Raw genomic sequence first — 12,303 nt, 5'->3', positions numbered from 1 at the left:
CCTGCAGGCCTCCTTTTTTATCCGTATCTGTGTCAGAGAATAAACTGACTCAGATCCTGATCGCGGGCCAGATCGCCCAATTGCTTCTCAACATAGGCAGCATCAATTTCGACCGCCTGAGTCATATCGGTTGCATCAAACGATACCTGCTCCAGCAGTCGCTCCATAATGGTATGCAGACGGCGGGCACCGATATTTTCTGTGCTCTCGTTCACCTCAAAGGCAATTTCTGCCAGACGCTTGATCGCATCCTCGGTAAAGTTAATATCCAGCCCTTCGGTTTTCAGCAGCGCTTTATACTGTTCGGTCAGCGATGCTTTTGGCTCGGTCAGAATACGCTTAAAGTCATCCGGCGTCAGCGCTTCCAGTTCCACCCGGATTGGCAGACGGCCCTGTAATTCCGGAATCAGATCGGAAGGCTTGGACAGATGGAATGCACCGGAGGCAATAAACAGAATATGATCGGTTTTGACCATGCCGTATTTAGTGCTGACGGTGCAGCCTTCGATTAATGGCAGCAGATCACGCTGTACACCTTCGCGCGAAACATCGCCACCGGAACCACTTTCATGACGCTTGGCGACTTTATCGATCTCATCAATAAAGACGATGCCGTTCTGTTCCACCAGCTCCAGTGCACGGGCTTTCAGCTCGTCCATATTCAGCATTTTGGCGGCTTCTTCGTCGCGCAGTTGTTTGAAGGCTTCTTTGATTTTTAATTTACGTTTGTTTTTCTTTTCGCCACCGAGGTTGGAAAACATGCTCTGCAGCTGACTGGTCATTTCTTCCATGCCAGGAGGTGCCATAATTTCCACACCAACGCTGACCTGCGCCAGATCGATTTCAATCTCTTTGTCATCCAGCTGCCCTTCGCGCAGCTTTTTACGGAAAACCTGGCGCGTTGAGCTGTCTTCTGTTTTTGGCTCTTCGGTAGTGTCCCAGCTGGTTGTGCTGCTGCGCGCCGGCGGTAACAGTACATCCAGAATACGTTCTTCCGCGGCCAGTTCGGCACGGCTGGCAACCTTGACCATTTCCTGCTCACGCAGCAGTTTCAGACCGGTTTCGGTCAGATCGCGGATAATGGATTCAACATCTTTACCGACATAACCGACTTCGGTGAATTTGGTGGCTTCAACCTTAATAAAAGGTGCATTGGCCAGCTTCGCCAGACGGCGGGCAATTTCGGTTTTACCAACACCGGTCGGGCCGATCATGAGGATATTTTTTGGTGTTACTTCATCACGCAGTTCCGGCTGCAGCTGCATCCGGCGCCAGCGGTTACGCAGCGCAATGGCAACCGAACGTTTGGCATTGTGCTGTCCGATAATATGACGGTCGAGTTCATGCACGATTTCGCGCGGGGTCATCTGGCTCATGGATTATTCTCCCGCCTTCAGTTCTTCGATAGTGAGGTTGCTGTTGGTAAATACACAGATATCTGCAGCAATATTCAGACTTTTTTCGACGATTTCACGGGCGCTTAATTCGGTGTTTTCCAGCAGCGCACGGGCCGATGCCAGTGCGTAATTACCACCAGAGCCTACGCCAATCAGATCGTTTTCCGGCTGCAGCACATCGCCGTTACCGGTGATGATCAGCGACGCCGTATGGTCGGCAACCGCCAGAATCGCCTCCAGCTTGCGCAGCGCACGGTCAGAACGCCACTCTTTCGCCAGCTCAACCGCAGCACGGGTCAGTTGCCCATGGTGCTTCTGCAGCTGCGCTTCAAATTTTTCAAACAGGGTAAAGGCATCTGCCGTTCCCCCGGCAAAACCGGCCAGCACCTGATCGTTATACAAGCGCCGCACCTTACGGGCATTACCTTTCATTACGGTATTACCCAGAGAAACCTGCCCGTCACCGCCAATCACCACATCATTACCACGGCGTACGGATACAATAGTTGTCATGAAAATTTCCTGCTTTCTGATGCACGAATAACCGATATGGGGGTCGCCGCAGACAAATCAAGTCACTCCCCTGCGTAACCGCCAGAACGCGACAGGTGTTGCCAAAGACCGGGCCGGAAACGATACTCGCGCCTTTTAATGTTTATGGGGAAGTCATCATGATCATCGCCAAGGATACCGTGGTGCAGCTGCACTACAGCCTGTTCGACGAGCAGGACCAGCTGATCGAAAGCACCAATAAAGATGCCGGCGGCGAAGCCATCGCTTATCTGCACGGCCACAACAATATGATTGCCGGATTTGAACAGGCCGTTGCCGGCAAAGAAGCCGGTGAGCATATCAGCATCACCCTGACCCCGGATCAGGCCTATGGCGAGCGTCAGGCCGATGCCGTCGCACGCGTGCCGGTAAAACACCTGCAGGGCGCGAAAAACTGGAAGAAAGGCATGGTTGCCTGGGTCGAAACAGAACAGGGCACCCGTCAGGTAACCATCGTTAAAGTTGGCCGTTTTATGGCCGACGTCGATACCAACCACCCGCTGGCCGGCAAGACACTGAAGTTCGAAGTGGATGTCGTTGCTGTACGCGCTGCAACCGCCGAAGAGATCTCTCACAAGCACGCTCACGGTGCCGGTGGCCACCAGCACTAAGGCTGTTTAATCAGAGAAAACAGCCCCTGACTGAACCCAGACTGAACGGCCCGCAACGGAATTTATTGTTCCGCCACCGGCCGTTCAGCCTGTTTTTTGATCGTTAATGGCTTTCCAGCCAGACGTAATATTCATCCCGCTGGGCGTCATACCAGGTATCACGGATGCGCGCTTTTACCGTTACGCCGCTGACCTTTTCCACCGTTTCTTTATTCAGGCTGACGCTGCTGGCGTCGTTGCGCACCCGTTCCGATAAATAAGACACGCTGCTGATTTCTACCCCCTGCTGCGCGGCAAGACGCTCGCGGGCACGCTGCAATGCGCATTCTTCCTGAGCATAACGGCCTTTAATATTAAACCCGCATGATGCCACAACGCCGTTGCCCGGATTCATAATCCACGCCGGGGCACCATCCTGAACCTTAGCTCCGGCACAGCCATACTGTAATAAAACTGTGATCAATAATGCTGCTGCCAGCGCTGTATTTTTCATCTTTGACACGTCTCACATCCGCCATAATCCCGTGTGGCATTTTGCCATAGCATCCGCTATTCTCGGCACACCTTTTGAGCTTTATTAAACCGCTCACTTCATCAAGGAGAGGAAGATGAAACTTCGTACTTTATTTGCTGTAGCCACGACCAGCCTGCTGGTCGCCTGTGCATCCAATAAACCAGCTCCGGCTCCGGTAGCCAGCTGCATCTTTGCTGACGGTTCTGGTCAGGCCGCTCCTGAGTGGGTGTGTGGTGCTCCGGTTGATGGTCTGGATCTGTCTGCTGTTGGCTACGCTGACAAGTCTGCTGCCGGCCCTAACTTCATGAAGCAGATGGCTGCAACCGCTGCCCGTGTTGAACTGGCACAAACCATGAAAGTGGAAGTGCAGAACATGATCAAACAGTACGCCGAAACCACTGGTACCGGTGACTCTGAAACCGTTGATCGCGTTAATACTTCTGTAACCAAACAGATCACCAAAGAAACTCTGGTAGGTTCTAAAATCTTCCGTCAGATGCCAACCCCAAGCGGTGGTATCGTAGTTCTGGTTGGTCTGGATGCTGACACCGTTAATAAACTGGCGGAACAGGCAATCAAAACCTCTATGAACAATGAACGTGCCCTGTGGCAGAAATTCCAGGCCGAGAAGTCTTTTGACGAACTGGCTTCTGAAATTTCCAACATGCAGTAAGCGTTTAACGCTGACGCACGATCATAATAAGAAGCCGGCGTCTGCCGGCTTTTTTATGCGAGGAATCCCGATGAAATTTCCAGCAAAGCTCTCTGTTTACCTTTGTGTCTTACCAGCACTCAGTCTGTCGGCTATAGCAACAGCCGAGTCTGAATATGAACAATGGTTAAAGAAAACACGTGGCGATTTTCAGACCTATCTGGATGAAAACGACAAAGCCTTTATTCAGTTTCTGCAGCAGAAATGGCAACCGGTTGATGTGAAGCCTGCCGAGCTGCGCGACCCAAAACCCAAACCGGTCGACCTGCCGGAAATTCCGGCTTCTGCCAAACCGGATGCCAAACCTGCGGTAGATGACACGCCTAAAGTCACCCTGCCCGAGCTGCCGCCGGTCGCAGAAGTTCCTGCGCCCAAACCACCGGCTCCGGAGCTGATCAAACCACCTCTGGCCAAGCCACCGGTTGACGACAAACCAGCCACAGAAAAGCCAACACTGGATAAACCGGTAGCAGAAAAACCCGCAAAAAAACCACCGCTCAGCGGCCCGGTTGCGCGTTTTGGTTTCTACGGAAATGCTATCGAAATTCCGTATAACCCCAAATTCAAACGCAATTTCAGCGGTAAAATTAATAACGAAAAAATTGCTTCATACTGGCAGCAACTGGCCAGTGCTGAGCACAAGCCAACGGTGCAGGCACTGCAGGCTGCAGCACAGCGTCTGGGCCTGAACGACTGGGGCAGCGCCCAGCTGTTTGATCAGTTTGCCCGCGCCCTGCATAAAGACAGCACCAGCCGTAAGCTGACCAGCTGGTTCCTGCTGGTAAAAGCCGGTTACGATGCCCGCGTCGCTTATAACGACAAAGTTCATCTGCTGCTGACGTCTGAACAGGAAATGTTTGGCGTTACTTTTTTCCGCCTCGGTAATAAAAAATATTACGCCATCAATCTGAATGAAAAAGCACTGAAGCCCGGCAAAGTATTTACCTACGAAGGCCAGCATGACGAAGGCTCACGCGCCCTTGATTTCAGCCAGCCGAACCGTTTTGCCATTGGCGGCAGCGAAGAACAGCGCCAGCTGACATTTAAATACCGCGATCAGTCATACAACATCAAAGTGGCGTATCCGCAGCGTTTCGTCAGCTACTTCAGCAGCTATCCACAGCTGTCGTTGCCGAACTACTTCAAAGCCGGCTTACCGGCGGTGACCAGCGAATCGCTGCTCAATCAGCTGCGCCCGGTCGTCGCCGGGAAAAGTGAGCAGGAAGCGGTGAATCACCTGCTGCGCTTTGTGCAGACGGCATTCGCCTACCAGACCGACGATGAGCAGTTCCACGAGGAAAATTACCTTTTCCCACTGGAAACCCTGCACTACCCCTACTCTGACTGTGAAGACCGTGCGGCGCTGTTTGCCTGGCTGACCGAATCGCTCTTGGGGCTGGATGTCGTAATTCTCGATTACCCGGGACACGTCGCCACCGCCGTTGCCTTTAACGGCGGCGTACAGGGCGATAACTGGAGCTGGCAGGGCAAACGCTACACCATCGCCGACCCCACCTATGTGAATGCCGATGCCGGTATGACCATGCCGCAGTTTGCCGGGGTCAAACCGAAAATCATGGCCTTCTGAGCCGCACGTTACTGCACCAGCGGGAGAAGCCTGCGGGCTTCTCCCATCCCTCCTGTTAGGCTACCCTTGCGTTTTTATTGCAAACCAGAGCCCCTGTTCATGTCTTTATCTGTTGCCATTGTTCCCGTTACCGCCTTTGCCCAGAACTGCTCCATCCTGATGTGTAATGCCACCAAAGCGGCTGCCATCGTCGATCCGGGTGGCGATATTGAACGTATCCTGCAACAGGCAGACGCTATGGGCGCACGGGTCGAAAAAATCCTGCTGACCCACGCCCATATCGATCATGCCGGTGGCACCGCCGAGCTGGCACGCCGTCTGAGCCTGCCGATTGAAGGGCCGCACGAAGGTGATCTGTTCTGGATTCAGGGACTGCCGCAACAATCGGCGATGTTTGGTTTTCCGCAGGCCGAGATCTTTACCCCGGACCGCTGGCTTAACGATGGCGATAAAGTCCAGGTCGGCGGGGTTGAACTGGATGTGATTCACTGCCCCGGACACACCCCCGGCCATGTGGTGTTTTACAGCGCTGCCGACCAGCTGGCGATTGTCGGTGATGTGATTTTTCAGGGCTCCATCGGCCGCACCGATTTCCCTAAGGGCAACCATGCCGAGCTGGTGTCTTCCATCCGTGACAAATTATTCCCGCTCGGTGACGACATAACCTTTATTCCCGGTCACGGCCCGGAATCCACCTTTGGCCACGAGCGCCGTACCAATCCTTTTGTGTCTGATCATCGCGGCTGAACATCCTGACCGGTAAACAACAGGCATAAAAAACGGCGTGCAGTGCACGCCGTTTTTTATGCCAGAGCGGAGTCATCAGTTCAGAACCGGTACCGGTTCTCCTCTGTCGGGCAGAGGAATCGCCTCAACATCCGGCAGGGCCGAAGTCTGCAGACGCGACAAACGGTTCATACGCGCGCGGCTTTCGGCCAGCGCCTCGTCCATTTGTTCTTCGTAAATATCCAGCCAGGTGCGCGAGCCGGGCACCATACGAGCCAGATCACGCATCCCCTGTTTGAGGGCATTCAGATGCAGCTGATAGCTTTTTTCCTGCTCCAGCATCAACGCCTTAAACGCCGTGGCATTACTGCTGTCGAGAATATTTTTGGTGTCGGCCATGCTCTGCTCGTAGGCGATAGCCGCCTCTTTCAGAATACCAACGTCCCGCTCCAGCTTGGCAAAACTCTTACTGTCGACATAGGTCACATCCGGCTGCATCAGCTTAACCACCGCGACGGTTACCGCCACAGATATCGCCACCACTGCCAGCACAGCGATGATCATCAGCACAACCCGGTTGGTCGATACGGTGTCTTCCAGCAGTGCCAGACGCTGGGCTTCGCTCAGCTCTTCTTCACCTTCTTCGCGTCTTGTCACAAAAAGCTCTCTGTATACGAATGACAGGATAAGTTTAGTAACGGATTGGCTGTCGCGCCAATCAACAAACCGATACACCAACACAACAGGCCTGACAGCGTCATACAACAGTCATCCCGGCGCGGCACAGTCTGCGTTACCACCCGACCACTTCTGACAACATTGGCGCATTCTTCGTTCAGCAAATGCAGATTCGCCGCTTCGCCTGATTGCCGGAACAGCCGCAGCAGCCGAGGATGGTACGGCCACTCATCGCGTGAAGGAGCTGACGATGACACAGACCCGCAATACAACACAGGAAAGCGATCAGGCTGCAGCCAGACAGCTGCTGGGAACCCTTAGCAATCAGGCACAGGACATTGAGGCGGCCTATCAGCATCAACTGCGTCAGACGGCCACCCAGCTACTGCAGCAGCACCAGCCCGCCGAACAGCAGGCACTCTGCCTGTCGCTGAATAAGCTGATTGCCGCCCGCCAGAGTCTGCTTAACGAACCTGTGGCAACCAGCCCGGACGAGGCTGCTGTTGAGGTCTCAGCCCACATCACGGGTGCAGAAAACCTGCCGCCGCAACAGCCTCCCCTGATGCGCACGGATTGTTCTGCAGGCTCCAGCACCTCCCTTTGGCCTGCCATGACTGCTCCACGCATGATGCTGCTTGCCTTGCTGTTACTGTGCATCACCACTGCCAGCCTCACATTCAGCCAGCAGCAACATATCCACAGTCTGCAACAGCAACTCCTGAGCCTGCAGCAAAGTCTGCAATCCGGTCAGCAACAACTGGCACAGCAGTTAACCGTACAGCAGCAGGAACGGGCCCAATGGCGGCAGACGCAGCAGGAATACCAACACCAGATAACGGCCGCACAGCAGCAGTTACTGGCTCAGCAGCAACAAGCCAGTGCGCAACAACAGGAGTGGCAGCAACGTCTGGCCAACGTAGATAAAGCCCTGGCGCTGGAACAAAGCGAAGGCGATGCCCTGCAGCAGCGGATTAACCGTCTCAGCCGGGTATCGGAAGAATTGATTGCCAACCTGTGCGCCGACAGCGCTGCCGTTGGCCCCGCGGTCGGCCTGACGATCTATGCGCAATATATGCAGCGCTGCCAGCAAAGCTGGGAACTGGCGGCGCAGTGAGCAGATGCCAGATGCCAGATGCCGGATGCCGGATGTCGGATGGCGGATGGCGGATGTCGGATGGCGGATGGCGGATGGCGGATGGCGGATGGCGGATGGCGGATGGCGGATGGCGGATGGCGGATGGCGGATGGCGGATGGCGGATGGCGGATGGCGGATGGCGGGCATAGCATCAACGCCGGGAGCGTTGGTCAACATTGCGCAGCAATGGCCCGCAGGGTGCCCGCCATGGACGGCGGGCATAAAAGCGCAGTATGGAACGCAGCTTAACGCGCTTCAGCGCGGCCCGCAGGGGCCCGCCATGGACGGCGGGCATAAAAAAACCCGCACAAGGCGGGTTTTTTCGGTTCGGGCTTTATTACTTCTTGAAAGCACCGAAACGCTTGTTGAAGCGGTCGATACGGCCACCGGTATCAACAACTTTCTGCTTACCAGTGTAGAACGGGTGGCAAGCGGAGCACACGTCCAGGTACATAGTACCAGGCTTAGTGGATTTGGTTTTGATCACGTTGCCGCAGGAGCAAGTTGCTTCCAGAGCAGCGTACTCAGGATGAATACCTTCTTTCATGGGACACCTCTTGGGTCTTCACGCCGCCACTTGCGAATCTTCTCTCCACAAGTACCGCGCTACTGGATTACAAAAACTTGCCCTTGCATGGGCAATAAGGACGCGCATAATACCAGAGCCGACCTAAGCAGCAAGTCTTTTCATGTCCTTTTTTGTTGTCGAAATTGCTCTTCCCCTCCCGCTACGCCGCACTTTTGACTACTTGCCGCTGCCCGGAGAAACGCCGGATCACTATCGGCCCGGCCAGCGCGTGCGGGTGGAATTTGGCCGTCAGCTGCTGCTGGGCATCGTGCTCAGCTGCCGTGATCAGTCGGATGTCCCCGCTAATAAGCTGAAACCGCTGCTGGCGCGCCTTGACGACACCCCACTGATCGACGAACACAGTCTGGCGCTGTGCCGCTGGCTGGCCGATTACTATCACCACAGCATGGGCGAAGTGCTGGAGCATATGCTGCCGACCATGCTGCGCCGTGGCTGTGAGCTGAGCGAGGCCGACGAACGGGTCTGGCTGAAAACCGCAGACGAACCGGCCAAAGCCCTGCGCGGCAGCAAACAACAGGCGCTGTGGCAGTTATTTCAGCAAAGCCCGCAATGGCCACACAGCGAACTGACGGCTCAGGGATTTACCCTTGCACAGCTGCGCAGCCTAGCCGACGCCGGACTGATTGAAGAACGCCAGCAGCTGCCACTGCCGCCGGTTATTCAGGAGAATCAGCGCTTTCACAGCCTGAACCCGCAACAGCAGAGTGCACTGAAGGCACTTGAACCGGAGCTGCATCACTTTCGCGCCTGCCTGCTCGAAGGCGTAACCGGCTCGGGCAAAACCGAGGTCTATCTGCGTCTGATCGAGCAGGTACTGGCGGCGGGCAAACAGGCACTGGTACTGGTACCGGAAATCGGTCTGACTCCACAAACCGTGCGCCGTTTCCAGGCGCGTTTTAATGTGCCCATCGCCATGCTGCATTCCGGCCTGAACGACCGCGAGCGTCTGCAGGGCTGGCGTCAGGTGAGTGAGGGCGGCGCACGCATTCTCATCGGCACCCGTTCGGCGGTATTCACGCCGATGCCCGACCTCGGCCTGATTATTCTCGACGAAGAACACGATGCCTCATTTAAGCAGCAGGATGGCCTGCGCTATTCGGCGCGCGATTTTGCTCTGGTACGGGCGCATAAAGCCGGTGTACCTATTGTGCTCGGTTCGGCCACGCCCTCGCTGGAAACCCTGCACAACGCGCTCAGCGGTAAATACCTGCACCTGAAACTGAGCCAGCGCGCCGGCGATGCCAAAGCACCGGGTATGAAGCTGCACAGCATTCTGCACCAACCACTGACCGCCGGTTTCGCCCAGCCGGTGCTGAACGCCATGCATAAACATATAAGCGACGGCAAACAGGTGCTGGTGTTTATTAACCGCCGCGGTTTTGCCCCACTGCTGGCCTGTCGTGACTGCGGCTGGATGGCCGAATGCCGCCGCTGCGACGCACGCCTGACCCTGCATCAGTATCCGCCGCATCTGCATTGTCACCACTGCGACTTCCAGCAGGGTATTCCTGCGGTGTGTCCGCAATGTGGCAGTCAGCACGTTGAGGGTATTGGTCAGGGCACCGAGAAAATTCAGGATCAGCTTGCCGTGCTGTTCCCGCAGGTGCCGGTGCGCCGGGTCGACCGCGACACCATCCGCAGCAAGCAGGCGTTCGATAATCTGTTCGACGATATTCACAGCGGCGGCCCCTGCATTCTGGTCGGCACGCAGATGCTGGCCAAAGGCCACCACTTTCCCGATGTCACTCTGGTGGTAGTGCTGGACGCCGATGCCGGTTTATTCAGCGCCGACTTCCGCGGCATGGAACACAGCGCGCAGTTAATCTGTCAGGTGGCCGGCCGCGCCGGGCGTGAAGAAGCACCGGGCGAAGTGTGGATTCAGACCCTGTACGCCGAGCATCCGCTGCTTAACCTGCTGCTCGACAGCGGCTACCACGCACTGGCGCTGTCACTGCTGCAGGAACGCCAACAACAGCAGCTGCCGCCGTACAGCCATATGGCATTACTGCGCAGCGAATGCGAAGACCGTATGCAGGCGCAGCAACTGTTGCAACAGGCGCGTGCCTTTGTGCAGCAATGGCTGCAAACCCACAGCGGCGCCAGCTGGCAGGCACCGGTTACCCTGCTTGGCCCCTTCCCCGCCATTATGGAACGGCGCAATGGCCGCTTCCGTTTTCAGTTACAGTTTTACGCCGCCGAACGCAGTGTGCTGCACCGTACCGCAGCGGCACTGGTGCATTTTCTTGAGCAGAACAAGGGCTTATCAAAGGTGCGCTGGAATCTCGATATCGACCCCATCGACATTCTCTGAACAGGCAGACCGCAGACTGTCCGGCAGGATAACGAGCGCCATCTATACTTGGTCTTACTTATCAGGATAACCACCGCACACTGCCAACCTAATGCCCGCGCAAGGACCCGCCATGGAATACCTCAGCTTCCGCCACGCCCGCCAGCACTTTGCCGTTCCCATTGAAAGCGTGCGTTTTATTGCCGCCGAAAGTGCTCTGACGCCCACGCAGGTTGCCACCGGTAAAGGCCAGCAATTCGATATGGTGGAATTTGAAGGCCAGGCCTGCATTATTCTGTCGCTGGCACGTCTGCTCAATCAGCCATCCGAACGCAGCAAAAGCCGTGAATTACTTGAGTTATTGCAGGCCCGTGAGCAGGACCATGTTCTCTGGCTTAACACCTTAAAAGACTGCCTGCAGCATGGCGGCAGCTTTGATCTGGCGCGCGACCCGCACCAATGCAAATTCGGCCAGTGGTACGACAACTTCCGCACCGACGACAGCCAGTTGCAGCATGTACTGCGCAGCTTTGACGAACCGCATAAACGTATTCACGCCCTCGCTGATCAGCTGCTCACCCTGCGTGATAACGATCAGGCCGAAGAAGCCCTGAACATTCTGAGTCATCAGGGCAGCAGTACGCTGCAACGCCTGCGCGACCTGTTTGCCGAAGCGTCGAACATGGTACGCAGCAGCATCCGCCCGACCGTGATCATGCTGCAGAGCAGTGAACAGCAAACCCTCGGTCTGCGGGTCGATGACGTCGGCGAAGTGTTCAGTTGCAGCGCCGCACAGCTTGAAAAAGAGCAGCAGGACTATATGCCGCCCTTTGCCCGTGGCTGGCTGAAAGGCATCCGCATCGCCGGTAATGAAGTGACCATCATGGAAATTAATCCCGCCCGGCTGCTATCATCCACCGCTATTAAAGAGGGTCAGCTGCTGGCCTGAAACAGGTCAGCCGGAGAACCCTGTGAGTAACTCAGTCAACCAGTCTGCTGTACGCCCCAATCTTAAAAACCCCATTCACCTGCTGGCTTTCGGTTTAGGCTCCGGCCTGGCACCAAAAGCACCCGGCACCTTTGGCACTCTGGCAGCATTACCCGTCTGGTATTTTTTATTGCAGGGCATGCCAACGCTGCCGTATCTGGGCATTCTGATTGCCGGTTTTGCCTTAGGCGTCGTGCTGTGCGAAATCACCTCGCGCGACCTCGGCGTACATGACCACGGCGGCATTGTCTGGGACGAATGGATTGGTGTGTGGATAACACTGCTCTGGTTGCCGCACAGCGGCGATGTGCTCACCGACTTTGGCTGGTTGCTGTACGGCTTTGTGCTGTTCCGCTTTTTCGACATCCTCAAACCCTGGCCGATTAAATGGCTGGATGCCAAAGTCCATGGCGGTTTCGGCATTATGATTGACGATGTGATTGCCGGGATTTTTGGCTTGCTGGTATTACAGGGAACGGTACAGGCCCTGGGATAATTCGCCAGCCTGCTGGCACATTAATA

The 12,303-nt window shown here is 55.7% G+C and carries 13 protein-coding genes; 8 read left to right on the top strand and 5 right to left on the bottom strand.

Features of this window, described 5'->3' with window-relative positions:
* Positions 1–32: 32 nt before the first annotated feature.
* Both hslU and hslV read right to left on the bottom strand, forming a co-directional pair.
* Positions 33–1,376, bottom strand: coding sequence for an ATP-dependent protease ATPase subunit HslU (gene hslU / locus MT343_RS02165; RefSeq protein ID WP_145470844.1), 1,344 nt, complete (start codon positions 1,374–1,376; stop codon positions 33–35).
* Positions 1,377–1,379: 3 nt separating this feature from the next.
* Positions 1,380–1,910 (bottom strand): ATP-dependent protease subunit HslV, encoded by a 531-nt coding sequence (gene hslV, locus MT343_RS02160; RefSeq protein WP_145470843.1) that lies wholly within the window; start codon positions 1,908–1,910, stop codon positions 1,380–1,382.
* 158 nt (positions 1,911–2,068) lie between these two features.
* Here hslV and MT343_RS02155 point away from each other — a divergent pair, with 158 nt between their 5' ends.
* A complete protein-coding gene (locus tag MT343_RS02155; RefSeq protein ID WP_145470841.1) occupies positions 2,069–2,560 on the top strand; it encodes an FKBP-type peptidyl-prolyl cis-trans isomerase in 492 nt (163 codons plus the stop codon).
* Positions 2,561–2,663: 103 nt separating this feature from the next.
* Here the strand turns inward: MT343_RS02155 and MT343_RS02150 are convergent, their stop codons facing one another.
* Entirely contained in the window at positions 2,664–3,062 is a 399-nt protein-coding gene (locus MT343_RS02150) for a hypothetical protein (protein WP_145470840.1), read from the bottom strand.
* Between the two features lie 106 nt (positions 3,063–3,168).
* On the opposite strand from MT343_RS02150, the gene MT343_RS02145 reads away from it, so the two are divergent.
* The 3 genes from MT343_RS02145 (at position 3,169) to MT343_RS02135 (ending at position 6,121) form a co-directional block, all read left to right on the top strand.
* Positions 3,169–3,747, top strand: a complete 579-nt coding sequence (locus MT343_RS02145; RefSeq protein ID WP_145470838.1) for an LPP20 family lipoprotein — start codon at positions 3,169–3,171, stop codon at positions 3,745–3,747.
* A 70-nt stretch (positions 3,748–3,817) separates the two neighbouring features.
* Positions 3,818–5,374: a hypothetical protein gene (locus MT343_RS02140; RefSeq protein ID WP_145470836.1), complete on the top strand. Its 1,557-nt coding sequence runs from the start codon at positions 3,818–3,820 to the stop codon at positions 5,372–5,374.
* A gap of 99 nt (positions 5,375–5,473) precedes the next feature.
* Positions 5,474–6,121 carry an MBL fold metallo-hydrolase gene (locus MT343_RS02135; protein WP_145470834.1) on the top strand — a complete coding sequence of 216 codons (648 nt, stop codon included), beginning with the start codon at positions 5,474–5,476 and terminating at the stop codon, positions 6,119–6,121.
* Between the two features lie 75 nt (positions 6,122–6,196).
* Here the strand turns inward: MT343_RS02135 and MT343_RS02130 are convergent, their stop codons facing one another.
* Positions 6,197–6,757: a hypothetical protein gene (locus MT343_RS02130; RefSeq protein ID WP_145470832.1), complete on the bottom strand. Its 561-nt coding sequence runs from the start codon at positions 6,755–6,757 to the stop codon at positions 6,197–6,199.
* Positions 6,758–7,028: 271 nt separating this feature from the next.
* On the opposite strand from MT343_RS02130, the gene MT343_RS02125 reads away from it, so the two are divergent.
* Positions 7,029–7,892 carry a hypothetical protein gene (locus MT343_RS02125; RefSeq protein ID WP_145470830.1) on the top strand — a complete coding sequence of 288 codons (864 nt, stop codon included), beginning with the start codon at positions 7,029–7,031 and terminating at the stop codon, positions 7,890–7,892.
* Positions 7,893–8,251: 359 nt separating this feature from the next.
* Here the strand turns inward: MT343_RS02125 and rpmE are convergent, their stop codons facing one another.
* The gene (gene rpmE / locus MT343_RS02120) at positions 8,252–8,461 is read right to left on the bottom strand and encodes a 50S ribosomal protein L31 (protein ID WP_145470828.1); all 210 of its coding nucleotides are present in this window, start codon (positions 8,459–8,461) and stop codon (positions 8,252–8,254) included.
* A gap of 142 nt (positions 8,462–8,603) precedes the next feature.
* Between rpmE and MT343_RS02115 the strand changes: the two genes are divergently transcribed.
* The 3 genes from MT343_RS02115 (at position 8,604) to MT343_RS02105 (ending at position 12,277) form a co-directional block, all read left to right on the top strand.
* Positions 8,604–10,814 (top strand): primosomal protein N', encoded by a 2,211-nt coding sequence (locus MT343_RS02115; RefSeq protein ID WP_145470826.1) that lies wholly within the window; start codon positions 8,604–8,606, stop codon positions 10,812–10,814.
* Between the two features lie 112 nt (positions 10,815–10,926).
* Positions 10,927–11,742 (top strand): CZB domain-containing protein, encoded by an 816-nt coding sequence (locus MT343_RS02110; protein ID WP_186436030.1) that lies wholly within the window; start codon positions 10,927–10,929, stop codon positions 11,740–11,742.
* Between the two features lie 22 nt (positions 11,743–11,764).
* A complete protein-coding gene (locus MT343_RS02105) occupies positions 11,765–12,277 on the top strand; it encodes a phosphatidylglycerophosphatase A family protein (protein ID WP_145470822.1) in 513 nt (170 codons plus the stop codon).
* Positions 12,278–12,303 lie beyond the last annotated feature (26 nt).

The organism is Venatorbacter sp. C2-1 (assembly GCF_022832715.1).
In the GTDB taxonomy this organism is placed as follows: Bacteria; Pseudomonadota; Gammaproteobacteria; order Pseudomonadales; family Oceanobacteraceae; genus Venatoribacter; species Venatoribacter alkanivorans.
Note: the sequence above shows the minus strand (reverse complement) of the source record. Positions and strands in the feature narration are given on the sequence as shown.

Coding starts and splice junctions, on each gene's coding strand:
- MT343_RS02135 (WP_145470834.1), top strand. CDS start 5,474: ATGTCTTTATCTGTTGCCATTGTTCCCGTTACCGCCTTTGCCCAGAAC.
- rpmE (WP_145470828.1), bottom strand. CDS start 8,461: ATGAAAGAAGGTATTCATCCTGAGTACGCTGCTCTGGAAGCAACTTGC.
- MT343_RS02115 (WP_145470826.1), top strand. CDS start 8,604: ATGTCCTTTTTTGTTGTCGAAATTGCTCTTCCCCTCCCGCTACGCCGC.
- hslU (WP_145470844.1), bottom strand. CDS start 1,376: ATGAGCCAGATGACCCCGCGCGAAATCGTGCATGAACTCGACCGTCAT.
- hslV (WP_145470843.1), bottom strand. CDS start 1,910: ATGACAACTATTGTATCCGTACGCCGTGGTAATGATGTGGTGATTGGC.
- MT343_RS02140 (WP_145470836.1), top strand. CDS start 3,818: ATGAAATTTCCAGCAAAGCTCTCTGTTTACCTTTGTGTCTTACCAGCA.
- MT343_RS02125 (WP_145470830.1), top strand. CDS start 7,029: ATGACACAGACCCGCAATACAACACAGGAAAGCGATCAGGCTGCAGCC.
- MT343_RS02145 (WP_145470838.1), top strand. CDS start 3,169: ATGAAACTTCGTACTTTATTTGCTGTAGCCACGACCAGCCTGCTGGTC.
- MT343_RS02155 (WP_145470841.1), top strand. CDS start 2,069: ATGATCATCGCCAAGGATACCGTGGTGCAGCTGCACTACAGCCTGTTC.
- MT343_RS02110 (WP_186436030.1), top strand. CDS start 10,927: ATGGAATACCTCAGCTTCCGCCACGCCCGCCAGCACTTTGCCGTTCCC.